The following is a 21581-nucleotide window of genomic DNA, read 5'->3' as shown; positions in this document are numbered from 1 at the left end:
CTCATGGCTAAAACCTAGAGTGTTTGACAGTGGGTCGTCAATCTCTAGAATAAAAATCAGAATTTACTTACAGGGTTTTATAAGTTTTGGTGAGTTGAGGTTTTTTGCGTGGGATAACTCTTACAGGGTGATTACAAAATCCTGTAAGAGAACATCAGATCTGGTTTTTCAATAGAGGCTGTCACGCACTCTGGTCGGCGCCTCGCGGTCGTAGCTGTCGGCATCGAACTGGCCGTCGTTCAAACGCTTGTGAAAGGCTCCGGCCGTGGGCAGCGCCGAGCGCGGCAGATGCGTTTCAGGGTTCCACGCATCCGAGCGCACAAACGCTTTCGAACAATGGAAATACGCCGCTTCCACCTTTACCAGCAACACGGTTTTCGCCGGTTTGCCGTTCACTGCAAAACTCTCCAGCAACGCCGGCTCGGCACTGATCGACGCCGTGCCGTTGACCCGCAACGTCTCGCCTATCCCCGGAATGATGAACAGCAGCGACACCCGTGGATCGTGCAGCACATTGCGCAACGTATCGATGCGGTTGTTGCCCGGACGATCCGGCAGGGCCAGGGTGCGTTCGTCGATGATCCGCACAAACCCCGGCGCATCACCGCGTGGCGAATTGTCGAGGCCATCAGCGCCCACCGAGCTGACAATCACCAACGGCGACACGCGCACCATCGCCTGATAGTCCTCGTTGAGAAAGGTGATCTGCTTGCGCACCGCACGCTCGTGGGGCAATCCGTAAATAGCTTCCAGTGCTTCAATTGAGTCGATCATCGTGCTTCCCTCGATGACTTAGAAAAACAGGCCCATGCGCCGCTCGTAGCCGATTCGGCCCTTGTAGGCTTCGCCGCTGTCGACGTAGCCATGTTTGGCGTACAGGGCGATGGCGGCGTCATTGTCGGCGTCCACCGACAATTCCAGCCCTTTGATCTCCGGCCATGCCTGGCGTGCGACTTTCGGCAGTGCTTGCAGGCATGCCTTGCCATAACCCTTGCCCTGCGCCCGGCGATCCACCTGCAATGCATGCAGCGTGGCGCTGTGTTCATCGGCCCAGGCCGGTAACACCGGCGGGCGCTTGAGCAGCAGGAACGCCACTGGCATTTCATCCGCCAGCAGCGCAAAACCCTTCACGCCGGGGCCGGGTTTCGACAGCAAGGTGTGCAACGCGCCATGAATGTCGCCGGAAAACTTGATCTGCTCGGGATGGATTTCAATCGCCTCGACTTGCTGACGCTGCAATGCGTTCAGGCTGTCGTACGGCACGAGTTGGGCTGACACGGGAATTTCCTTTTTCCTACAAAGATGAGTCCGGATTCTAGCGACTTTGCTTCCTGCGGAAATTTTTTGTTTCGTCTGTCGATCTGCCGATTGGCCGAACGACTAAGAGTGTCTTCACAACAACAATCACGGAGAACAGCATGAGCGCACAGACTGAAATCCAGACCCTGATCGACACCTATCGACAGGCCGTCATGGCCAAGGACGTGGAGAAAGTCATGGCGTTGTACGCCGACGACATCGTCTCGTTCGATGCGATCAAGGCCCTGCAATTCAAGGGCAAACCGGCCTACCGCGCGCACTGGGTGGAATGCATGGAAATGTGCCCCGGCCCGCACATCTTCGAATTCCACGAGATCGTCATCGAGAGCGCCGACAACATTGCCTTCGCCCATTGGGTGGCCAATTGCGGCGGCACCAACGAGAAGGGCGAAACCCAGAGCTGCTGGATGCGCGTCACCGCGTGCTATCGGCAGGTCGGCGGGGCGTGGCGCATTGTCCACGAGCACTGGTCGGCACCGTTCGATCCGATGAGCGGCGCGACGCTGTTCGATGTGCAGCCCTGATCTTCAGCCATAGTTGATCCGTTCGTTTCAGGAGAACGCCATGAAATATCTCTGCCTGGTCTACAGCGATGAGCGCTTGCTGCATTCGTCGCCCGATAGCCCCGAAGACGCTGAATGCTGGGCCTACGCCGAGTCGATCGAGGGCAGCGGGCGGATGGTCGCGGCCGAAGCGCTGGAGTCGGTGCAGACCGCCACCACAGTGCGGATGCGCCACGGCAAACTGTCGATCACCGATGGCCCGTTCGCTGAAACCAAGGAGCAACTGGCCGGCTTCTACCTGATCGATGCCAAGGATCTCAACGAGGCGATCCAGGTCGCCGGCAACATCCCGGCGGCCCGGGTTGGCAGCGTTGAAGTGCGTCCCGTGCGCCAGTTGAATGTCTGAAGTCAGGGCGCGGGTCGAGCAGGTCTATCGCGAAGACTCGCGGCGGATTCTGGCGACGCTGATTCGTCTGCTCGGTGATTTCGATCTCGCCGAAGAGGCCTTGCACGAGGCTTTTTTCGTCGCGGTCGAACGCTGGCAGCGCGACGGCGTGCCGGACAATCCGCGCACCTGGCTGGTGTCTACCGGGCGCTTCAAGGCCATTGATGTGTTGCGTCGTCGTGCGCGGTTCAAGGCCTCGCAGCCGTTGTTGTTGGCGCAGCTGGAAGAGCTGGAGCAGGCCGACTGGAGTGACGAAGACGTGGAAGACGATCGCCTGCGGCTGATCTTCACCTGCTGTCACCCGGCTCTGGCGGCAGATGCGCAAGTGCCGCTGACCTTGCGCGAAGTCTGCGACCTGACCACCGAAGAAATCGCCCGCGCCTTTCTCTCGGCGCCGGCGGCGATTGCCCAGCGCATCGTACGGGCGAAAGCCAAGATCCGTGACGCGAAAATCCCTTATCAAGTGCCGAGCCTGAGCGAACTGCCCGAACGCCTGGACAGTGTGTTGCGGGTGATTTATCTGGTGTTCAACGAGGGCTATTCGGCGTCGATGGGCACTGAGTTAACGCGGGAAGATCTGACCCGTGAAGCGATCCGGCTAGGGCGGTTGTTGATGGAGTTGCTGCCGGAACCGGAGGTGATGGGGCTGTTGGCGCTGATGCTGCTGCACGAGTCGCGACGGCCGGCGCGCACCTCGCCGACAGGGGAGCTGGTGCTGCTGGATGATCAGGATCGCTTGCAGTGGGATGCCGGTTTGATTGCTGAAGGTTGTGCGCTGGTAGAAAGGGCGCTGACCACGCGGCGGTTCGGGCCGTACTGTCTGCAAGCGGCGATTGCGGCGGTGCATGCCGAAGCGCCGACCGCCGATGACACCGATTGGGAGCAGATCGTTGGGCTGTATGACGTGCTGTCGCGGGCGGTGCCGTCGCCGGTGATCGAGTTGAACCGGGCAGTGGCGGTGGCCAAGCGTGACGGGGCGTTGGCCGGGTTGACGTTGATCGAGGGGATATTGGCGCGAGGGGAGTTGCAGGATTACCACCTGGCGCATTCGGCGCGGGCGGAGTTTTGTCGGCAGTTGGGCCGGGTTGAGGAGGCGCGGGCGAGTTATTTGCGGGCGCTGGAGTTGACGCGGCAGGAGCCGGAGCGGCGGTTTATCGAGGGGCGGTTGAGCGAACTCGATTGATCTGAAATCTTCAATGGCAGCGCCGGCCTCATCGCTAGCAGGCTAGCTCCCACAGGGTTCGGGGTTGAACACTGCATTTGTGACCGACATCAATCATTGTGGGAGCTAGCCTGCTAGCGATTAAGGTCCGAAGGACCTTCGGCGTTTTGTCAGGCCTGCTGGCGGGTCGCAGCCATAACGATTTCGCGGATGCAAACGTTCTGCGGCTGCTCATACGCATAAGCAATCGCCGTCGCCACATCCTCGGCACTCAACACCGTCCCGCCCATTTCCTGCTTCCAGGCCTGATACCCGGTCTTGATCGCCTCATCCGTGGTGTGGCTCAACAACTCGGTCTCCACCGCCCCCGGCGCAATCGTGGTCACGCGCACGTTATGCGGCGCCAACTCTTCACGCAGGTTTTCCGACAGGCCATGCACGGCAAACTTGGTGCCGACATACGCCACGTGATTCGGAAAGGTCTTGCGCCCGGCCACCGAGCTGACGTTGATGATCGTCCCGTGTTTACGCTCGACCATCCCGGCCACCACCGCGTGCACACCGTTGAGCAAACCCTTCACATTGACGTCGAGCATCTGGTCCCACTGCGCCGGGTCCTGCTCTGTCATCGCGCCCAGCAGCATCACCCCGGCGTTGTTGATCAGCGCATCGGCCGGCCCGAATTGGGCCTCGGCTTCTGCCACCGCTGCGAGCAAAGCGGCGCGATCGGTGATGTCGACTTTACGGCTGAGGGTGTTCGGCAGCTCCAGCGCTTCAAGACGCTCAACCCGCCGCGCCAGCAACAGCAGCGGATGGCCGGCAGCACTCAAGCGGCGGGCGGTGGCTTCGCCGATGCCCGAACTGGCCCCGGTGATGATGATTAATGGCTTGCTCATGGCTGCACTCCTGAAATAAGAATTTCAAATGACTAAAGAATGGGCGCAGTATATTTAGCCCTGCCGAGGCTGAAAAATGCCTTATTCCTCTGTCTGTCATCGGAATTGCCTATGGATATCCGCCATCTCAAAGCCTTTCTCGCGGTGTTTGAGGAGCGCAACATCACTGCAGCCGCGCAGCGACTGTTCATCAGTCAGCCGACGCTGTCGGTGACCATCAAGCAGCTTGAAGAAGAACTCGGCGCTCCGCTGTTTGTCCGCCAGCCACGCGGGGTCGAGGTCAGCAATGAGGCGCGGTTGTTGTACCCACAGGCGCGGCGCATGGTGGCGGAAGCCGAGGCCTTGAGCCGGATGTTTCGCGGTGGCGAAAACCGCCTGCCGTTGACCCTGGGTATCGAGGGCGATATTGCCGCCAGCCATATCGAAGCGTTCGTGCGCATGGCCCATCTGGCATTGCCGAATCTGTTGCTGACGCTGGAGGAAGGTTGCAGCGGTGAGGGTCGTTTGGCGGTCGAGGAGATGTGCTGCGAAGACGAGTTGTTCCTGCCGCTGTGGGAAGAACCCTATGTGATGGCGCTACCGCTGGATCATCCGATGGCGGCCGCGCAGGCCGGTTGGGCACCGATTGAAGACTGGATCACTTGCCCGCAGCATCCGTCGCATCAGCGTTTGATGGCGCTGTACGGGCGCTCGCCAGACGCGGTGGCGGGGCATGCCGGCTCGTTGCAGCAGGCGTTGCATATGGTCGCGGCGGGTGTCGGCGTGGCGATGTTGCCGCAGTCACTGGTGAACGGACATGGACGGGTGGTGGTGCGCGCGTTGCATCTGCCGGCGCCGACGCGGCGGGTGGGGTTGTGTTATGCGGCACAGGCGCTGGAGTTGCCGGCGATGCGTGGGTTGCATGAGTATTTTCAGGAAGATCAAAAGATCGCAGCCTTCGGCAGCTCCTACAGAGGAAATGCACTGCCAATGTAGGAGCTGCCGAAGGCTGCGATCTTTTGATCTATTCCAGCATCTTGCTCAGCAGCCAACTCCCCGCCGGCCCCGGCGGATAGAGCCGTGACCACAGGGCATCGACAAACACCGGTTTCGGCCAGCCGCGCACGTTCAATTCCACTAGCGTGCCATTGCCGAAACGTCCCACTAGCCAGCGCGGCAGTGGCGCCCAGCCGAAGCCCATCTCAGCCATTTCCATCAACATCAGATAACTCGGTGCCGACCACACGCGGCCCTTGGCGCGACTCTCGTAGGGATTGATGATCGTTGCCAGGCGCAGTTCGCGATGCTGTTCGAGGATGGCTTGATCGATATTTTTCAGCGTCGCCAGCGGATGTTCGCGGCTGACGAACAAGGCGATATCCGTGCGCTCGGCGACGGTCGAGGTCACCAGATCCGGCGGATATGTGTCCTGCATCTCGGCAAAAGCCAGATGCGCTCGACCGCGTTGCACCAGTTCTATCAAGTCGTCGCATTCGGCGATCAGGCATTCCAGCTCCAGATCCGGATAACGCTGCTCGAAGCCCATCAACGCCGCTTCGAAACGCGCCGATTGGTAGGTGTCGGAAATCGCCACGGTCAGCTTTGGTTCGACACCTTGGGACAATTGTCGTGCGGTCATTTCCAGACGGCTGTTGGCTGCCAGAATCGCCTCGGCCCGTTGCAGCATCACGTGGCCAGCGGGGGTGAGAGTCGGTTTGCGGCTGCTGCGATCAAACAGGATCAGATCCAGATCAATCTCCAGACTCGCCACCGCCGCACTGATGGTCGACTGACTGCGCCCGAGTTTGCGCGCCGCCGCCGAAAACGAACCCTGGGTTGCCGCCTGGACAAACGCCAACAGCACTTCTTGCGAAGCCATGAACTATCGCCTTGATCGATGGTTATTGGTTATGAAGTATCGGTGTGGGGGTGGATCATGGCAACCATCTTCACTCAAGGAATCAGGCCATGACTGCCCCTAAATCCATCACTGAACGTATTTTCCAGGCCATCGGTTTCGAACTGCTGGCGATCCTGATTTGCACACCATTGCTGGCGTGGATCATGCAAAAACCGCTGCTCGACATGGGCGCGGTGACGGTACTGATCGCGATGCTGGCGCTGGGCTGGAACGTGGTTTTCAACCGTTTCTTCGACCGCATGCTGGCGCGCATGAACGTCGCGCACAACGCCTGGGTGCGGGTGGTGCATGCGTTGCTGTTCGAGGGTGGCTTGATCGTGATGGGTGTGCCGCTGATTGCCTGGTGGTTGTCGGTCAGTCTGTGGCAGGCGTTGTTGCTCGACATCGGCGTGTTGCTGTTCTTTCTGCCGTACACCTACGTGTATCACTGGGGCTATGACGTAATGCGCGAGCGCTTCCTGACCCGCAGCGCTTGTCAGGGTTGACCCCCATTCCCCTGTAGGAGCTGCCGAAGGCTGCGATCTTTTGATTTTGCTGTTTATAAGATCAAAAGATCGCAGCCTGCGGCAGCTCCTACAGAGGGACGTGTTAACTGTCAGAGAAACATCCCGCCCGACGCCTCGACCCGCTGCCCATTGATCCACTGAGCACCCGGCGACAGCAGCAGTGCCAGCGCTCCGCCAATATCATCCGGCTGCCCCGCACGACCCAGCGCCGTATTGCTGGCAACCATCGCATTCACCGCCGGGTTGTCGCGCACAGTGCCGCCGCCAAAGTCGGTTTCAATCGCACCCGGCGCCAGCGTATTTACGGTGATCTGCCGTGAGCCCAGTTCCTTGGCCTGATAGCGGGTCAGTACTTCAATCGCGCCTTTCATCGCCGCATAAGCACTGGCGCCCGGGATGGTGAAACGAGCAAGCCCGCTGGAGACGTTGATGATCCGCCCGCCATCGTTAATCAGTGGCAGCAGTTGCTGAGTCAGGAAGAACGGTCCTTTGAAATGCACGTTCATCAGCAGGTCGAATTGCTCCACGGTCGTTTCGGCGAAACCGACATGCAAACCGACCCCGGCATTGTTGATCAGGAAATCAAATCGCTGCCGATCAAAGTGCTGCAACGCCTGCTCGACCCGAGCTGCGAAGTCGGCAAAGGCTTCGCTGCGACCGACATCCAGTTGCAGCATCACGGCTTTGCCGCCGAGTGCTTCGATTTCGCTTACCAGCGCCTGAGCTTCATCGGCGCGGCTGTTGTAGGTGCCGATGATGTCGATGCCGAGGGCTGCGAGGTGCAGGGCGGCGTTTTTGCCCAGGCCACGACTGGCGCCGGTGATCAATGCAATTTTGCGGTTCATGGGACTTCCTCGGTTGCGGTGAGTGGTGATGGATCAAAGTTTATTTATCCGCCGCCAGGTGATAAACAGACTGAAATCGGAATCACTGTTCGGATGATTCGAACAGTCAGAGAGTGGCCCCATGAACAAACTGGAACTGCTGCGCACCTTCGTCCGGGTCAGCGAGTTATCAAGTTTCACCCTCGCCGGAGAAAACCTCGGCCTGCCACGTTCAACGGTGTCCGAACATGTGCAGGCGCTGGAAGCCCTGCTCGGTACGCGTCTGTTGCAACGCACCACACGCAAGGTGCAAGCGACGCAGGACGGCCTGGTTTTGTATGAGCGCAGCAAGGATCTGCTCTCGCACATGGACGAGATCGAAGGCTTGTTCCGTCAGGACGAAGCGTCGCTGACCGGGCGGATTCGCGTCGACATGCCGAACATTCTCGCGCGACGTGTGGTGATGCCACGGCTCCCGCAGTTCATGGATCGCCACCCGAACCTGGAACTGGAAATCAGCAGCACTGACCGCCGCGTCGATCTGCTCAGCGAAGGTTTTGATTGCGTGCTGCGCGTCGGCGCGCAACCGGATCAGTCGGTGGTGGCGCGGCACCTGTGCGACGTCAGCATGATCAACTGCGCCAGCCCTGCTTACCTTGAACGCTATGGCGTGCCACAGACCCTGGAAGATCTGGCGCAGCATCGACTGGTGCATTACGTCGGCGTGCTCGGTTCGCGTTCGGAAGGGTTTGTGTATGAGGAGGAGGGGCAGATACGGCGCGTGCCAATGGCCGGCAGTGTCACGGTCAACAGCACCGATGCTTATGAATCGGCGTGTCTGGGCGGCTTCGGGATTGTGCAGGTGCCCAATACCGGCCTGCGCTCGCATCTGCAAACCGGCGAATTGGTGGCGGTGCTGCCGCAATACAACGCGCCGGCGATGGGGGTTTCGCTGTTGTACGCGCGGCAGCGACATTTGCCGTTGCGGGTGCGGGCGTTTATGGATTGGTTGGGGGAGGTGATCCGTTCCACTCTCTAGCCCACTACACCAATCAAAATGCAGGAGTAAGGCTGCTCGCGATAGCGGTTCATCAGTCTAGATCTGCACCGACTGACGCTGCTTCATCGCAAGCAGGCTCGCTCCCACACGTTTGCTCACGGCATGATCAAACGTGGAAGTAACCCACGCACGAATCAAACGGCAGGCGCTTGAGTTCGATTTTGTTCAGGTCCAGCACTTCACGCAGCGCTTTGGTTTCACCCGGGAAGTTGCGATAAGCCACTTCGTCCAGTACCACGATCGCGCCTTTAGGCATGTATGGCAGGAAAGTTTCCAGCGCGACCTTGGTCGACTCGTACAGGTCAGTGTCGAGAATCAACATCGCCACGACCAGGTCCGGACGCGTCTTGACCCACTCCGGCACGGTCTTGACGATGTCGCCCTTGACCAGTTCGCAACGCGGAATACGGTTGACCGGACGCAGCAAGTCATTGGCGTCGATCATGTCCTGGATCAGCGACTGGTCGGTATCGGCGAACATGGTTTCGTTGACGTCGGCCGGATCGTCGGTCTTGCTGATGCTCTGGAAGCCTTCGAAGGTATCGAAACCCACGATCGAACGGTTGATCGCGTAGGGCTCCAGAATCATCGACAGGTGCATGTAGAGCATCAGCGAGTTGCCTTTGTACACGCCGCACTCGATGATCGCGCCCGGAATCTCTGCGACTTTCTTGAACAGCTCCATGCGCGACAGGGCAGCGGTCACACCGATGCGGTTGGCGAATACAAACGGTGCGTCCGCCACGTACTCGGCATCCACGCGCTTGAGGACATTGGCGCGGGTTTCGTTGTACTGAGCCTCGGCGGGGGTGATGCGACGCTTGGTCATTGCTGGATTCCTTGGAAATTCGAAAAATCGTGGGCGTGGAAATAATCTTTGAAACCGGCACCGACATCCGGACAGGCGCTGTCGACATTGATCGCGCCGCGCTGATGTTTGAGGTCATCAAGGTGCATCAGGCGGAAATCCACGCTGAAGCGGGTTTGCTGAGTGTGATTGGCCACGGTGCCGTGCAGGTGTGAGCCGGAGAAAATCAGCATTTCGCCGGTATTGCCGGCGATACGCAGCTCGGACGCGGTATTGATCTCTTCCAGTGGCACCGGATGCACGCGGACTTCGTCCTTGAGGTTGTCCTTGGCCTTGTGCCGCTGGTTGCTGATCCAGTCCGACAGGCTCCACTGACTGGAGGTGTTTTTCACCGGTACATCGAAGTAGCCGGTGTTGATCATCATCGTTTGATCCGGGGAAATGGTGTGCACCGGCATCCAAGTGTTGATCTGGCAATCGACGCTGCCATACCAGGTGTCGCGATGCGGCTTGTAGGCGTAGCTGACCCCGGCGTGCAGGTAGTCGTAATTGGGTACGACGCGGATGCGCGGCACGTCGAAGATGTATTCACGCGGATCGGCGCCGATCTCTTCGATAAAACTCAAAATCAGTTCTTTGACGCGCAGGCTGTTGGTGAACTGGCCCTTGAGGCGAGTCACCAGCACGACGAACTCTTCCACCGGCATCAGCGTGTGCAGCGCCTGGTGTTGGGTTTCACCGTTGAATGCAGCCGTGATGCTCTCTTGAGCAAAGGCACACAGTTGGTGGGCAGCGCGCAGTTGCGTGTTCAGAAAGATATCGCCGGCGTAGATGGCTTCCTTGAAGTCAGCTCGTTGTTGAAGCTGATTGATGTACAAATTCACTGTTGCCCTCCTGGAGACGTCGAGTGACTTAATAGTCGGCACCCGACCGACAAACTGAAGCGTTTTTTGACCACTGGCGCTTTGCGGCGAGGCTGGCAAGTTTCAAACCGACAAAAGAAATCCCGGTTTGCGCGGGGCCAGCCGGGATCTTTCGAGCGAATGTGAGCTTAGAACAATTGGGTGAACAACCAGTACAGGCTGCCCGACAACAAAATCGCCGCCGGCAGCGTCAGCACCCACGCCATCAACAAATTGCGGATGGTCTTCATCTGTAATCCGCCGCCATTGGCAACCATGGTCCCGGCCACGCCCGAAGACAACACGTGCGTCGTCGACACCGGCAAGCCAAACATGTCGGCCGCGCCAATGGTCAGCATCGCCACGGTTTCCGCCGAGGCGCCTTGTGCGTAAGTCAGGTGGGTCTTGCCGATTTTCTCGCCGACCGTCACCACAATCCGCTTCCAGCCGACCATGGTGCCCAGTCCGAGCGCGATGGCCACGGCGATCTTCACCCACAGTGGAATAAATCGCGTCGCGTTGTCGATCTGCTGCTTGAACAATTGCAGTTTGCCGCTGGTGTCGGCATCGAAGTTGCCGACCTTGTTCTTGTCCATCAGGCGAATGGTTTCGCTGGCCAGGTACATGTCGTTACGCACGTTGCCCATGGCTTCGGCCGGGACTTTCGCCAGCGAGCCGTAGCCTTTGACTTCTTCACCGATGTGCCCGGTGAGGGCGGCGAGGGCGGGGACCAATTGCGGCGAGGCTTCCTTGCTGCGCATGTAATCCGAGAGGATCGGGCGCGGATCGGCCGGCGCCGGCAGCGGTGAACTTTTGACCAGCGCTTGCTGGGTGACTTGCGCCACGGCTGCGAACTGCAGTGATTGTTCTTCCGGCATGGTGCGATTCAAGGCGTAGGCCATCGGCAAGGTGCCGACCAGAATCAGCATGATCAGGCCCATGCCTTTCTGCCCGTCGTTGGAGCCGTGGGCGAACGATACGCCGGTGCAGGTCAGGATCAGCAAACCGCGAATCCACCACGGTGGCGGGGTGTTGCCTTCAGGCGCCTTGTACAGCGAACGGTTCTTCACGAACGCGCGCAGCGCCAGCAGCAACAACGCCGCAAAACCGAAACCCACCAGCGGCGACAGCAGTAATGCGTAACCAATCTTCGTTGCCTGCGCCCAGTCCACACCAGAGGTGCCGTCGCGCCCGTGCATCAACGCATTGGCCACGCCGACGCCGATGATCGAGCCGATCAACGTGTGCGACGACGAGGCCGGCAAGCCCAGCCACCAGGTGCCGAGGTTCCAGAGGATCGCCGCAATCAGCAGTGCGAAGATCATCGCGAACCCGGCGGACGAGCCGACCTGCAGGATCAGCTCCACCGGCAGCAACGCGATGATGCCGAACGCCACCGCGCCACTGGACAGCAGCACACCGAGGAAATTGAAGAACCCCGACCAGACCACCGCCACATTCGGCGGCAGCGAGTGGGTGTAGATCACTGTGGCCACGGCGTTGGCGGTGTCGTGGAAACCGTTGACGAACTCAAAGCCGAGCGCAATCAGCAGTGCCACGCCGAGCAGCAGGAACGGCGTCCACGTGGTGACCACGGTGCCGAGTTCGTGCATGTCGTGCATCAGGCTATAGGCCGTGAACAGCATCCCCATGGCCAGCACTGCGAAAAAGATCACGTAGGTGAACGGGCCGGTTTTCTTGTCGAGGGCGGGCCTGCCGCTGGGGGCAGACGTTGGGCGGGCGGTCAGGGAGGGAGTAGCCATGAGCGGACAATCCTGAGCGAGGGAAGGAGTGTCGCCCATGATCGTTGCAGAATGTTACAGAGAGACTGCTTCAGGTCAGTGTTTGGTCTGTCAGCCGATTGATCACGACAACTGATGAAGTTCCCGGTGGCGAGGGGATTTATCCCCGATCGGCTGCGCAGCAGTCGTAAATACGGTGACCACTGTTTAACTGATAAACCAAGGTGTCGGGTTTTGGGGCTGCTTCGCAACCCATCGGGGATAAATCCCCTCACCACAAAAGCTGATGTCGCCCTGTAGAAGTTGCCGCAGGCTGCGATCTTTTGCTCTTAATAATCGCCTCTTTTACGAAACGCCCAGCGCCCGGCAATCACGGTAAACGTCGCCACCAGCGCGACCAATATCCAGAACCCCTCCGGGTCTTGCGACAACGGTACCCCACCCACATTCATCCCGAAGAAACCGGCAATGATGTTGATCGGCAGCGCCAGCACCGTCACCACGGTCAGGGTGAACAACGTGCGGTTGCTCTGTTCGTTGAGGTTGGCGGCGATCTCTTCCTGGAGCAGTTTGATCCGCTCGCCGAGGGCAGTGAGGTCGTTGATGATCAGCGCAAATTCCTCGGTGGATTTGCGCAACTCCTTGACGTCCTCCTTCTGCAACCACGGCGGCGGGCGATTGAGCAGGCGCAGTAACGAACCCGGCTCCAGCGCCAATAGCCGCTGCAAACGCACCAGCACCCGTCGGTGGGCGCCGAGTTCGGCACGGTTGGTCGACAGCCGCGATGAGAGCAATTCGTCCTCGATCTGATCGACGCTGAGGCTGGTCTTGCGCACGATCTGCGTCAGCACTTCGCCCTGATCGCGCAGCAGGTGCACGAGCAATTCCGAAGGCGAGCGAAAGCGCTCACCGGCCTTCACCGACGAACGCAATTTATCCACCGAATGCAGCGGTTGCAGGCGCGCACTGACGATCAGTTTGCTGCGCACGCACACCCACAGCGTCGACACATCAGAAGAGACCATGCTGCTGAGGTTGAACACCACGTCGTTGACCACCGCCAGCAATGCCGAGTCGACATGTTCGATGCGCGTCGAACGCGAGCCTTCGTGCAGCGCCTCAAAAAACTCGTCGGGCAATTGCAGATGGCTTTTCATCCAGCGCTCGCACGCCGCGTGCGCCAGGTTCAGGTGCAGCCAGAGGAATTCGCCGCTGTCGCTGTCGTCCTGCAGGCAGCGCAGTGCCGTCGCCGAATCGACCTCGCGGCCACGCTCACCGGGCAGAAAACGAAAGCCGTAGAGCAAGCCAAACAGGTCAGGATCGCGATGACTGATATCGAGGCTGTGGTTCATGAAGGCTCGCTGCGAGGTTGGCGTGAGACAGGGAATTCACAGATTCACCTGAACCGCATCATCGCAATGTCACATGACGTTTGTGTGACGGCAAAATGACGTCAAATCAGCAACTTACCGGCGGTCGGATTTTTCTCAAGAAGCGCTCTGGAACGCCGATCACAGGTGCATTAGGTTGCGCGCCATTGGCCACGGGCCAAGGTTCGCTGACAGGGAAGTCCGCACCATTTCACGCTCGTTTCGGGCGTGCCTCATCCCTGTCTTGAGTACCTGCGATGCTGCAAAAATCCCTGAGAGCGCAAATTCTCGCCCTGCTGAGTGGCAGCCTGTTGGCGATGCTGTTGATCGCGCTGGCCTGTTTCCATTTCCTATCCAACGGCGTGCAAAGCTACAGCCAGTTGATCGCAGGCCCCTTGCACACTTCGCAACTGATCGACGAAGCCAACCTGCAATTCAAGGTGCAGGTGCAGGAATGGAAAAACGTCCTGCTGCGCGGCAAGCAACCGGCAGACCTGGCCAAGTACTGGGGCCAGTTCGAAGACCGTCAGCGCGATGTGCAGAACATCCTCGGCGAACTGGCCAGCCAGAAAGGTATCGAGCCAAGTCTGAAAAACCGTATCGATCGTTTGCGCGACGAGCACCGTCAGTTGGGCGTTGCTTACCAGAAGGGTCGCGACGCCTATGTAGCGGCGGGCGGCGATCCAACGGCGGGCGACGTCGCTGTCAAAGGCGTCGACCGCGCGACCAGCGAGCAGATGAGCGAACTGGTGACCGAGTTGCGCAAACAGGGCACCGAGCAGTCGGCGCTGATCAGTGCCGAGGCTGATCGCACGGTATTGCTAGGCACCCTGGTGATGCTTGCTTCAAGTTTGCTGATTGGTCTGCTCAGCTTGTGGCTGGTCAACCGCAATCTGGTCGATCCGATCCGTAAGCTGATTGATTACGTGACCCAGTTGAGCCGAGGCAAATTGGCCGAGCGCGTGTCCAGCGACCGTCAGGATGAATTGGGCAACCTCGCCGCCGCCGCCAATACGCTGCGCGATTTCCTCGCTGAAACCTTCACCCGTTTGCAGCGCAGTGCCAGTGACCTGGACAGCGCCAGCGGCGAGTTGAACGCCATCGCCACCACCATGGCCGGCGGCACCAACGAGCAATTCAACCGCACCGATCAGGTGGCCACGGCAATGAACGAAATGTCTGCCACCGCCCAGGAAGTGGCGCGTCACGCCGCCGATGCGGCGCGCGCTGCCGACGATGCCGACCAGTCCGCCCAGCAGGGTGAAAAGGTCATGCAAAGCACTATTCACACCATCACGCAGATGCGCGGCGAAATCGCCAACACCGCCACGGTGATCCGTCGTCTGGAAGCCGACAGCGGCCGTATCGGCAAGGTGCTGGAAGTGATTCGCGGCATTGCCGAGCAGACCAACCTGCTGGCGTTGAACGCCGCCATTGAAGCGGCGCGGGCCGGTGAGGCCGGGCGTGGTTTTGCTGTGGTCGCCGACGAAGTGCGCAACCTGGCTCAGCGTACGGCGGAGTCGATCATCGAGATCAACCAGATCATCCAGAGCGTGCAGACCGGCGCGGTGGACGCCGCGCAAGCCATCGATAGCGGCCAGACTCGCAGCGATGAAAGCGTCGAGCAGGTCACCCAGGCCGGCGCGATGCTGGAGCGCATCACCCACGCGGTGGAAGCGATTCGCGACATGAACCGCCAGATCGCCACCGCCGCCGAAGAGCAGACGTCGGTAGCCGAGGACATCTCACGCAATCTGACCGAGATCACCTCCATCGCCAGCACCAACCTCGAGAGCGTCCAGCGCACCGAAAGTGCCAGCCAGAACCTGCATGGGCTGTCGGGGCAACTGAACGAAGTCACCGCGCGCCTGAGCGCCTGAACCGTTGACTGTGTACCGATTCGGATACCGAGTCGGTACACAGTCGATCTCAATTCAATGCGGCCATGGTCGATGACCGGTTATCCATAACCGGCATTGGAGCATTCCCATGGTCAGCATCACCTCTGTTTCGATCAACCAGACCCTCACCACAGCGACCAGCAAAACGTCGATCAAAGACGTCAGCGAAGACACCTCGACCAGCGCAACGACGAGCAGCGGTGTAGCGGCCGATACCAGCAAAGTCGCTGCGGGCGGCGGCGCGGCTCCGGCGGGCGACAGCAGTTCCAGCAGCAGTGAAGAATCGGACTCGGTGAAAGAGCTGCGCAAGCAGATTGCCGAGTTGCAAAAACAATTGCAGGAACAGCAACAGGCGCTGCAAGCGGCGCAGGCGAAGCAGGAAAGTGCTGAGGCGAAGGCTGCGGATGTTGCGGCGGCACAGGCGCAAATCTCCAGCACCTCAGCCTCGTTGCAAACCGCCACGGCGGCGCTGTTGCAGGCGTTGCAGGATTCCGACAGCAGCACCTCCGGCTCACTGGTCAGTACCTCGGTCTGATCGTCAGCGCACTTCCTGTGTGGGGGCAGGCTTTAGCGTCGTTCACCCGATCCTGTAGGAGCTGCGGCACGCTGCGATCTTTTGATTTTGTTTTTAAAGATCAAAAGATCGCAGCCTCGTTTCACTCGACAGCTCCTACAGGGGGTTATGTCGCGCACAAAAAAGCCGCGCGATCATTAGATCGCGCGGCTTTGGGTACGCGGTGTATCAGGTGTCTTGCTTGTTGCTCAGCACCTTGCCGGTGGTGGCGTCGAAGTCCACGTCGAACTCTTTGCCATCAGCGGTTTTCAGCTCAACTTCATACTCATAACCGTTGAAGTGGTTATCCAGATCGGTGTCGGTGATCGTCGCACCCGGGTGCAGCTTCAGGGCTTCGGCGTTCATCGACTCCAGCGACTTGATCTTGCCTTCCTTCTCCAGTTGCGGGATCTGGTCGATGCGAACATCAGCCTGGGCCAGGCCAGCAGTCAGCGTCAGGGCAGCGGCGGTAAACAGGGCAGTCAAAGTTTTCATCGGTTCGTTCCTTGGGTTGCTTAAGTGCGTGTTCTGTTGAAGTGGGTTCAGATTAACCACCGCAACTTAATTCACCCTTAAAACCCCACATCGCGTGCAGGGCTCCTGTAGGAGTGAGCCTGCTCGCGATGCGGACAACCCGGTTTACCGATCAGAACCCGTTGTTCTTCAACACCTGATCAACGCTGGCAGCGGCCGGGCGTTTATAGAACTTCAACAGTTCGCTGGCGCGGTTGGTGAAGATACCGTCGACACCAGCAGCCATTACTTTTTCGAAGTCCACCGGCTCATCGACGGTATAGACGTGCACCAGCATGCCTTGGTCGTGGGTGTACTTGTTCATCCACGGTTGCACCAGATCGGAATAGCTCTGATCGCCACCCTTGGTCAGCTTCGCCGAAGGGCCGGTACCGATGGCGCCCTGAGCCTTGGCGTAATCGACCCACTGTTTGAACTCAGCTTCGGACTTCGGCTCCTGCTTGCCGTAGAAAGCGTTCTTGTCCTTCTCGCCCGACTCGGCAAACGTCACTTTGGATTTCGGCTCGATGCTGCCTTCGCCGACCCACAGCAGCAGAATCTTCGGCACTTGCGGCATTTCCTTTTGCAGCAGTTCGAGGCTGTTCTTCTCGAAGGTCTGCAAAATCACCTTGCCTTTGCCCTGACCGACGCCCAGCGCACTCTTCGCCAGTTTCGAACCCGCCGGGCTCAGCCAGCCGCGATCCTGCAGTTTGTCTTTCAGGTCTTTCTCGATCCCCGGAAACAGTTGCGGCTCCTTGGTTTCGATGTACAGGCCCGGCTTGTGCTGCGGGTTGGCCTGGGCGATGTCGATGATTTCATCCAGCGTCAGAATTTTCAGCCCGGCGTAGGAAGGGCGGGCGCGATCCGGGTAGGCCTTGTTGTACCAACTGCCGGCGTCGAGGGTTTTCAGTTCGGCCATGGTGAAAGCCGTGGCCGGGCTGTCCTTGCGCTCCGGGAACTTGGTGGCGACGTCGGTGGTGCGTTGCAGGTTGTTGTCGTGCAGGGCGAACAGCACGCCGTCCTTGCTGCGTTGCAGGTCCATTTCCAGGTAATCGGCGCCCAGATCGCGGGCCAGCTTGTAGGCCGCAGCGGTGGATTCCGGTGCATCAAAGGACGCGCCACGGTGGGCGATTACCGCCGGGTGCGGGATGCCATGCGTCGCAGCCACGGCGTCGGGCGTTGTCTGGCTGGCGGCATGCGCCTGACCGAAACCGAGCAACAGGCTCAGCATGAGGGCGCTTTTGGTGAAAGTGGCGGGCATGTTCGAATTCCTTTCGCAGGGCATTTTCAAAGACGTACCTTTTAACAACTGAATCGATTGCGTGCTATCGCGAGACCGACATAAACGTATTAAAAGCGATTTTTCCTGCACTTTTGTGGCGCTGTTTGCAGTACGCTTGCCCACGGCAGACGTCCCGGCAGAGGACGCGCCCACTGTTGCGCCTTGCGTGTAAACCATCGATCAACATTTCGTGAGGTTTACCATGCGCATCACCTCCCAACTCATCTGCCAGGCCGCCGACGACCTCAAGGGCTTTGTCGGCCTCAACCGCAAGACCGGTCAGTACATCGTGCGTTTCAGCGAAGATTCCTTCGGCATGGACGTGGCGGATGACGGCATCATTCCCACCAGTGAATTCGTCTGGGCCCGGGTTTCAGACACGACCATGACGTTGAAGCGCGAGTTGATTCAGTTGCTGCTGGATCAGAACATCGATGACCGGATCAACATCACCGAGCCGTTGCGGGTGTATATGCACAAGCAGGACGTGCCGGAGATTGTGGCGGTGCGCAGTCTGGTGCGCGGCTGAAATTTGCAGTGACCCTATTGCCGCCATCGCCAGCAGGCTGGCTCCCACATTGGATCTGTGGCGCTCACACATCCCCTGTGGGAGCCAGCCTGCTGGCGATGAGGCCAGTGAGTGCGCCGCCGCACTCACTGCCCAAACCGATACTCGCGCTCAACCTTGCACACCCGCGTTTGAAACGCCGAATACCAGATCGACCGCCCACGCTGCTGAATCACCTTATGTTCGGGATGCTCCCGCCACGCCAGAATCGCCGCCTCACTTTCCCAATAAGAAACAGTGATGCCGATGCCGTCCGCCCCGCGAATCGAGTCAATGCCCAGAAAACCCGGTTGTTTGGCAACCAGTTCCATCATGCGCTCAGCCGCCTCGGCATAGCCGTTGTCACCCTCGGTTCGAGTCGACGTAAAAATCACCGCAAAGCACAAAGTCATCAACGTGCCTCCGCACAAGCTTCGACAAACGCGCGCACCAGCGGTGGCATCTGCCCTATGAGCGCCGCACGTTCCGGTTGAAACAACGTGGCGACAAAAAACCGATGATCCCTGAGTTCGATTGCCCTCAAGTCGCCCGCTGAGTCATGACCCACCGCCTGTAGCCGATGTTTGAAAAGCTCCCGTTCGAACTGCGGATTCACACCGTAGCGGCAGCGATAGCCTTCACGAATTTCAGACGTTTCGTACGCCTTGGCGATCAACGAACCCGGCACCAGATCAATGCTGTCCACGGTTTCCACCAGCGAACAGGTGAGCGGGGTGAGCACGGCTCTTTCGGATTCGGGCGAAGTCTCGCCATGTTCAGCATCAGCCCAGCCCAACACATTGCGGGAAAATTCCAGCACCGCATGCTGAAAACCGCCACAGGTGCCGAGGAAGGGGCGCTGTTGCTCGCGGGCAAAACGGATCGCTCGCAATGCGCCGGCTTCACTTTTGTAAGGGCTGGCCGGCACGCACCAGAAGCCATCGAAGTGATCCAGCGAAGTGTCAGCGAGGATTTGATCGGTGGGTAGCCATTGGTATTGCACATCGCGGCCGGTCTGCTCGGCGATCATGCCGAGCGCAACAGGGATCGCCTGGTGGGCGGTGACTTGCGGGTCGTAGTCGCCGATCAGGGCGATGGAAATGGCGTCCATGGATTTCCTTTATTTGAAAGCAGTGATGAATCTTTGTGGTGAGGGGATTTATCCCCGATGGGGCGCGAAGCGGCCCTCAAACAAGGCCTGCTGCGCAGTCCATCGGGGATAAATCCCCTCGCCACAGTAAATGTGTGCAGTTGTCGATCACTGGAGCTCACTATAGATTGGCGCTCACGCACTCAATATTGGCGTTTCCCCAAGTGATCAATGCACCGACGCACTATCGGCTCGACTACCCGGATCTGGCGCTGATTCTCGCTTTGGTACGTGGCGGCTCTCTGGCCCGGGCTTCACAGCTGTTGAAGGTCGATGTCTCGACGGTGTTCCGTGCCGTGCGACGCCTTGAGGCTGCGCTCGGCCAGCAACTGTTCGAAAAGAGCCGCGCCGGTTATTTGCCAACGTCGCTTGCGCAGACACTGGCCGAGCAGGCCGAACGCGCCGAGCAGGCACTGGACGCCGCGCGGATCGGCGTGGAGCAGGGCGGTGAAGTCGTCAGCGGCACGGTGCGGCTGACCTGCACCGACTCGGTGTTGCAGGGCTTGCTGCTGCCGGCGCTGGCGCAGTTCATGCCCAACTATCCGGCGCTGACCATCGAATTAAGCACTTCCAACGATTTCGCCAACCTCAGCCGCCGCGATGCTGACATTGCCCTGCGCCTGACACGCACACCGCCGGAGCATTTGGTCGGACGGCAATTGGCGAAGATTTCCTACCGCGTCTGTGCCAGTGCGCGCTACTTGCAGAACGTGGATGCGTCGGATCTGGCCGCACTGACCTGGATCGCCCCGGACGATTTCCTCCCCGATCACCCGACCATCGCCTGGCGCCGCCAGCACCTGCCCGGTGTGACCCCGGGTTATCGCTGCAACAGCATGCTTTCGGTCACGGAACTGGTGCGCGCCGGCCTCGGCGTGGCGGCGTTGCCGGACTTTTTGATCAACGATGGCTTGCAGGCGTTAAGCGAACCGCTGCACGGTTACGATACGGCGCTGTGGTTGCTGACCCGGCCGGATTGCCGGGCATTGCGCTCGGTGGTCACGTTGTTCGATGAACTCGGGCGGGCGCTGCGTTTGCCGTGATCAGCGCTGTGGGTTCTGGCACACGTGCGCGTGCAACTCGCTGGTCAGGCCTTCGATGCGTTCGGTCAGGCTTTTGGTCATCTCGGTGAGGCGCGTGTTCTGTTCCAAAAGCTCAAGCAATTGCGCGGTGTTCTGCGCTGCCTGTGCCTGGCGTTCGGTGTTGGCTTGCGCCAGGGCTTCGCGGTGCAGGGCGTCGGCGTCGGCTTGTGCTTTGTCGCGCGCGGCCTGGCGGGTTTGTGCGAGCAGGATCAGTGGCGCGGCGTAGGCCGATTGCAGGCTGAACGCCAGGTTTAAGAGGATGAATGGGTAAACGTCGAACGTGGTCACGCCAAACGCGTTGAGACTGATCCACAACACCACGATCAGGGTTTGCGCGCCAAGAAAGGTTGGCGTGCCGAAGAACCGCGCAAAGGCTTCGGCGCGCAGGGCGAAGGTGTCGTTGCCGAAGGTTGTGTTCAGGTGGGCGTGGGGGCGGTGGAAGCGCAGGTGATCGACGGGGGGCGCGGATGGTCCGGGTTTTTCGTTGTTCATGGTGTGCTCGGCAGGGCTTGGGACTGAAGGCCACTATAGTCCTGCATTGCCGCTGACACCGTCTTCGCGAGCAGGCTCGCTCCTACATTGAAATACAATCCACTGTGGGAGCGAGCCTGCTCGCGATGGCCGCGACTCGGTTTCCAGCCTCAGCCAGGCGCCCGCTCATTGGCAAACATACTCACCGCCTGCACCGCCTCACTGGCGCCATCACGAATCTGCAGGATTACCGTGCCGGCCTGATCCGCCAGTTCCACGCCCTGCGCCGCGCGATCGCGGGTGCCGTCCATGCTCTTGATCGCCTGGCGAGTTTCGGTCTGGATCAACCCGATCATGTTGGAAATCTCCGCTGTCGAGCCGCTGGTGCGTGCCGCCAACTGCCGTACTTCATCGGCCACCACGGCAAAACCGCGGCCCTGTTCACCGGCGCGGGCGGCTTCGATCGCCGCGTTGAGCGCCAGCAAGTTGGTTTGATCGGCGATCCCACGGATGGTGTTGACGATGGCCGTGATCTGCTCGGAGCGCTCACCCAGTTGTGCGATCAGTGTCGAAGACTCGGCAATGTCCTGGGCAATTTCACGCATCTCACTGGCCGCTTGCTGAATGACCTGAGTGCCTTGTTC

24 protein-coding genes and 1 pseudogene are annotated in these 21581 nt (G+C 59.7%); 10 read left to right on the top strand and 15 right to left on the bottom strand.

The genetic code is table 11. The annotated features are described in order from the left end of the window. Window positions 1-168 precede the first annotated feature (168 nt). Both ACA069_RS21645 and ACA069_RS21640 read right to left on the bottom strand, forming a co-directional pair. Complete coding sequence (locus ACA069_RS21645; protein WP_497615182.1) at window positions 169-774, bottom strand: pyridoxamine 5'-phosphate oxidase family protein; 606 nt, start codon at window positions 772-774, stop codon at window positions 169-171. Between the two features lie 18 nt (window positions 775-792). After that, window positions 793-1278, bottom strand: a complete 486-nt coding sequence (locus ACA069_RS21640; protein ID WP_401268009.1) for a GNAT family N-acetyltransferase — start codon at window positions 1276-1278, stop codon at window positions 793-795. Between the two features lie 140 nt (window positions 1279-1418). Here ACA069_RS21640 and ACA069_RS21635 point away from each other — a divergent pair, with 140 nt between their 5' ends. From ACA069_RS21635 to ACA069_RS21625, 3 genes are read left to right on the top strand one after another with little or no spacing between them, the layout of a single operon-like run. Further along, window positions 1419-1844 (top strand): YybH family protein, encoded by a 426-nt coding sequence (locus ACA069_RS21635; protein WP_497615181.1) that lies wholly within the window; start codon window positions 1419-1421, stop codon window positions 1842-1844. Window positions 1845-1884: 40 nt separating this feature from the next. Continuing rightward, on the top strand, window positions 1885-2229 hold the full coding sequence (locus ACA069_RS21630; protein WP_187679327.1) for a YciI family protein: 345 nt from the start codon (window positions 1885-1887) through the stop codon (window positions 2227-2229). After that, on the top strand, window positions 2222-3451 hold the full coding sequence (locus ACA069_RS21625) for an RNA polymerase sigma factor (RefSeq protein WP_497615180.1): 1230 nt from the start codon (window positions 2222-2224) through the stop codon (window positions 3449-3451). Before ACA069_RS21630 ends, ACA069_RS21625 begins: the two co-directional genes overlap by 8 nt. Window positions 3452-3600: 149 nt before the next feature. Here ACA069_RS21625 and ACA069_RS21620 read toward each other — a convergent pair whose 3' ends face one another. Further along, window positions 3601-4326 (bottom strand): SDR family oxidoreductase, encoded by a 726-nt coding sequence (locus tag ACA069_RS21620; RefSeq protein ID WP_401268018.1) that lies wholly within the window; start codon window positions 4324-4326, stop codon window positions 3601-3603. A gap of 111 nt (window positions 4327-4437) precedes the next feature. On the opposite strand from ACA069_RS21620, the gene ACA069_RS21615 reads away from it, so the two are divergent. After that, entirely contained in the window at window positions 4438-5301 is an 864-nt protein-coding gene (locus ACA069_RS21615) for a LysR family transcriptional regulator (RefSeq protein ID WP_497615179.1), read from the top strand. A gap of 28 nt (window positions 5302-5329) precedes the next feature. On the opposite strand, the gene ACA069_RS21610 is transcribed toward ACA069_RS21615, so the two are convergent. Then, entirely contained in the window at window positions 5330-6184 is an 855-nt protein-coding gene (locus ACA069_RS21610; protein ID WP_497615178.1) for a LysR family transcriptional regulator, read from the bottom strand. Window positions 6185-6273: 89 nt separating this feature from the next. Between ACA069_RS21610 and ACA069_RS21605 the strand changes: the two genes are divergently transcribed. Continuing rightward, complete coding sequence (locus tag ACA069_RS21605) at window positions 6274-6711, top strand: multidrug/biocide efflux PACE transporter (RefSeq protein WP_187679322.1); 438 nt, start codon at window positions 6274-6276, stop codon at window positions 6709-6711. Window positions 6712-6821: 110 nt separating this feature from the next. On the opposite strand, the gene ACA069_RS21600 is transcribed toward ACA069_RS21605, so the two are convergent. Then, a complete protein-coding gene (locus ACA069_RS21600; RefSeq protein WP_489878919.1) occupies window positions 6822-7577 on the bottom strand; it encodes an SDR family NAD(P)-dependent oxidoreductase in 756 nt (251 codons plus the stop codon). Between the two features lie 121 nt (window positions 7578-7698). Here ACA069_RS21600 and ACA069_RS21595 point away from each other — a divergent pair, with 121 nt between their 5' ends. After that, on the top strand, window positions 7699-8595 hold the full coding sequence (locus tag ACA069_RS21595; protein WP_401268029.1) for a LysR family transcriptional regulator: 897 nt from the start codon (window positions 7699-7701) through the stop codon (window positions 8593-8595). Window positions 8596-8722: 127 nt separating this feature from the next. On the opposite strand, the gene ACA069_RS21590 is transcribed toward ACA069_RS21595, so the two are convergent. The 4 genes from ACA069_RS21590 to ACA069_RS21575 form a co-directional block, all read right to left on the bottom strand. Then, entirely contained in the window at window positions 8723-9445 is a 723-nt protein-coding gene (locus ACA069_RS21590; protein ID WP_187679319.1) for a TylF/MycF/NovP-related O-methyltransferase, read from the bottom strand. Continuing rightward, window positions 9442-10308 (bottom strand): 2OG-Fe(II) oxygenase family protein, encoded by an 867-nt coding sequence (locus ACA069_RS21585; RefSeq protein WP_497615177.1) that lies wholly within the window; start codon window positions 10306-10308, stop codon window positions 9442-9444. Before ACA069_RS21585 ends, ACA069_RS21590 begins: the two co-directional genes overlap by 4 nt. Window positions 10309-10475: 167 nt before the next feature. Continuing rightward, entirely contained in the window at window positions 10476-12089 is a 1614-nt protein-coding gene (locus ACA069_RS21580) for an inorganic phosphate transporter (protein ID WP_497615176.1), read from the bottom strand. Between the two features lie 308 nt (window positions 12090-12397). Then, window positions 12398-13420 carry a transporter gene (locus ACA069_RS21575; RefSeq protein WP_497615175.1) on the bottom strand — a complete coding sequence of 341 codons (1023 nt, stop codon included), beginning with the start codon at window positions 13418-13420 and terminating at the stop codon, window positions 12398-12400. Window positions 13421-13695: 275 nt separating this feature from the next. Between ACA069_RS21575 and ACA069_RS21570 the strand changes: the two genes are divergently transcribed. Together ACA069_RS21570 and ACA069_RS21565 are read left to right on the top strand one after the other, a co-directional pair. After that, complete coding sequence (locus tag ACA069_RS21570; protein ID WP_401268036.1) at window positions 13696-15318, top strand: methyl-accepting chemotaxis protein; 1623 nt, start codon at window positions 13696-13698, stop codon at window positions 15316-15318. A 109-nt stretch (window positions 15319-15427) separates the two neighbouring features. Continuing rightward, window positions 15428-15874: a hypothetical protein gene (locus tag ACA069_RS21565; protein ID WP_497615174.1), complete on the top strand. Its 447-nt coding sequence runs from the start codon at window positions 15428-15430 to the stop codon at window positions 15872-15874. A gap of 207 nt (window positions 15875-16081) precedes the next feature. On the opposite strand, the gene ACA069_RS21560 is transcribed toward ACA069_RS21565, so the two are convergent. Both ACA069_RS21560 and ACA069_RS21555 read right to left on the bottom strand, forming a co-directional pair. After that, the gene (locus tag ACA069_RS21560) at window positions 16082-16387 is read right to left on the bottom strand and encodes a PepSY domain-containing protein (RefSeq protein WP_497615173.1); all 306 of its coding nucleotides are present in this window, start codon (window positions 16385-16387) and stop codon (window positions 16082-16084) included. A gap of 151 nt (window positions 16388-16538) precedes the next feature. Further along, window positions 16539-17666: a glycerophosphodiester phosphodiesterase gene (locus ACA069_RS21555; RefSeq protein WP_497615172.1), complete on the bottom strand. Its 1128-nt coding sequence runs from the start codon at window positions 17664-17666 to the stop codon at window positions 16539-16541. Between the two features lie 223 nt (window positions 17667-17889). Between ACA069_RS21555 and ACA069_RS21550 the strand changes: the two genes are divergently transcribed. Further along, window positions 17890-18216: a DUF2025 family protein gene (locus tag ACA069_RS21550; RefSeq protein ID WP_401268043.1), complete on the top strand. Its 327-nt coding sequence runs from the start codon at window positions 17890-17892 to the stop codon at window positions 18214-18216. A 125-nt stretch (window positions 18217-18341) separates the two neighbouring features. Here ACA069_RS21550 and ACA069_RS21545 read toward each other — a convergent pair whose 3' ends face one another. Together ACA069_RS21545 and ACA069_RS21540 are read right to left on the bottom strand one after the other, a co-directional pair. Further along, window positions 18342-18647, bottom strand: coding sequence for an antibiotic biosynthesis monooxygenase family protein (locus tag ACA069_RS21545; RefSeq protein ID WP_497615171.1), 306 nt, complete (start codon window positions 18645-18647; stop codon window positions 18342-18344). Further along, the gene (locus ACA069_RS21540; protein ID WP_497615170.1) at window positions 18647-19345 is read right to left on the bottom strand and encodes a CTP synthase C-terminal region-related (seleno)protein; all 699 of its coding nucleotides are present in this window, start codon (window positions 19343-19345) and stop codon (window positions 18647-18649) included. Before ACA069_RS21540 ends, ACA069_RS21545 begins: the two co-directional genes overlap by 1 nt. Before the next feature lie 140 nt (window positions 19346-19485). Between ACA069_RS21540 and ACA069_RS21535 the strand changes: the two genes are divergently transcribed. Further along, entirely contained in the window at window positions 19486-20427 is a 942-nt protein-coding gene (locus ACA069_RS21535; protein WP_489878927.1) for a LysR family transcriptional regulator, read from the top strand. Here the strand turns inward: ACA069_RS21535 and ACA069_RS21530 are convergent, their stop codons facing one another. Both ACA069_RS21530 and ACA069_RS21525 read right to left on the bottom strand, forming a co-directional pair. Further along, window positions 20428-20958, bottom strand: coding sequence for a DUF1003 domain-containing protein (locus ACA069_RS21530; RefSeq protein WP_401268053.1), 531 nt, complete (start codon window positions 20956-20958; stop codon window positions 20428-20430). Window positions 20959-21107: 149 nt separating this feature from the next. Further along, window positions 21108-21545, bottom strand: a pseudogene (locus tag ACA069_RS21525) (methyl-accepting chemotaxis protein); the annotation flags it as partial. Window positions 21546-21581 lie beyond the last annotated feature (36 nt).

The sequence above is a fragment of the Pseudomonas sp. LBUM1652 genome, from assembly GCF_059716105.1.
This window is presented reverse-complemented; position numbering and strand designations above follow the sequence as displayed.

Excerpts from the sequence above, each read along its gene's own strand:
- ACA069_RS21645 (WP_497615182.1), bottom strand. The coding sequence starts at position 774 with ATGATCGACTCAATTGAAGCACTGGAAGCTATTTACGGATTGCCCCAC.
- ACA069_RS21635 (WP_497615181.1), top strand. The coding sequence starts at position 1,419 with ATGAGCGCACAGACTGAAATCCAGACCCTGATCGACACCTATCGACAG.
- ACA069_RS21630 (WP_187679327.1), top strand. The coding sequence starts at position 1,885 with ATGAAATATCTCTGCCTGGTCTACAGCGATGAGCGCTTGCTGCATTCG.
- ACA069_RS21625 (WP_497615180.1), top strand. The coding sequence starts at position 2,222 with ATGTCTGAAGTCAGGGCGCGGGTCGAGCAGGTCTATCGCGAAGACTCG.
- ACA069_RS21620 (WP_401268018.1), bottom strand. The coding sequence starts at position 4,326 with ATGAGCAAGCCATTAATCATCATCACCGGGGCCAGTTCGGGCATCGGC.
- ACA069_RS21615 (WP_497615179.1), top strand. The coding sequence starts at position 4,438 with ATGGATATCCGCCATCTCAAAGCCTTTCTCGCGGTGTTTGAGGAGCGC.
- ACA069_RS21610 (WP_497615178.1), bottom strand. The coding sequence starts at position 6,184 with ATGGCTTCGCAAGAAGTGCTGTTGGCGTTTGTCCAGGCGGCAACCCAG.
- ACA069_RS21605 (WP_187679322.1), top strand. The coding sequence starts at position 6,274 with ATGACTGCCCCTAAATCCATCACTGAACGTATTTTCCAGGCCATCGGT.
- ACA069_RS21600 (WP_489878919.1), bottom strand. The coding sequence starts at position 7,577 with ATGAACCGCAAAATTGCATTGATCACCGGCGCCAGTCGTGGCCTGGGC.
- ACA069_RS21595 (WP_401268029.1), top strand. The coding sequence starts at position 7,699 with ATGAACAAACTGGAACTGCTGCGCACCTTCGTCCGGGTCAGCGAGTTA.
- ACA069_RS21590 (WP_187679319.1), bottom strand. The coding sequence starts at position 9,445 with ATGACCAAGCGTCGCATCACCCCCGCCGAGGCTCAGTACAACGAAACC.
- ACA069_RS21580 (WP_497615176.1), bottom strand. The coding sequence starts at position 12,089 with ATGGCTACTCCCTCCCTGACCGCCCGCCCAACGTCTGCCCCCAGCGGC.
- ACA069_RS21575 (WP_497615175.1), bottom strand. The coding sequence starts at position 13,420 with ATGAACCACAGCCTCGATATCAGTCATCGCGATCCTGACCTGTTTGGC.
- ACA069_RS21570 (WP_401268036.1), top strand. The coding sequence starts at position 13,696 with ATGCTGCAAAAATCCCTGAGAGCGCAAATTCTCGCCCTGCTGAGTGGC.
- ACA069_RS21565 (WP_497615174.1), top strand. The coding sequence starts at position 15,428 with ATGGTCAGCATCACCTCTGTTTCGATCAACCAGACCCTCACCACAGCG.
- ACA069_RS21560 (WP_497615173.1), bottom strand. The coding sequence starts at position 16,387 with ATGAAAACTTTGACTGCCCTGTTTACCGCCGCTGCCCTGACGCTGACT.
- ACA069_RS21555 (WP_497615172.1), bottom strand. The coding sequence starts at position 17,666 with ATGCCCGCCACTTTCACCAAAAGCGCCCTCATGCTGAGCCTGTTGCTC.
- ACA069_RS21550 (WP_401268043.1), top strand. The coding sequence starts at position 17,890 with ATGCGCATCACCTCCCAACTCATCTGCCAGGCCGCCGACGACCTCAAG.
- ACA069_RS21545 (WP_497615171.1), bottom strand. The coding sequence starts at position 18,647 with ATGACTTTGTGCTTTGCGGTGATTTTTACGTCGACTCGAACCGAGGGT.
- ACA069_RS21540 (WP_497615170.1), bottom strand. The coding sequence starts at position 19,345 with ATGGACGCCATTTCCATCGCCCTGATCGGCGACTACGACCCGCAAGTC.
- ACA069_RS21530 (WP_401268053.1), bottom strand. The coding sequence starts at position 20,958 with ATGAACAACGAAAAACCCGGACCATCCGCGCCCCCCGTCGATCACCTG.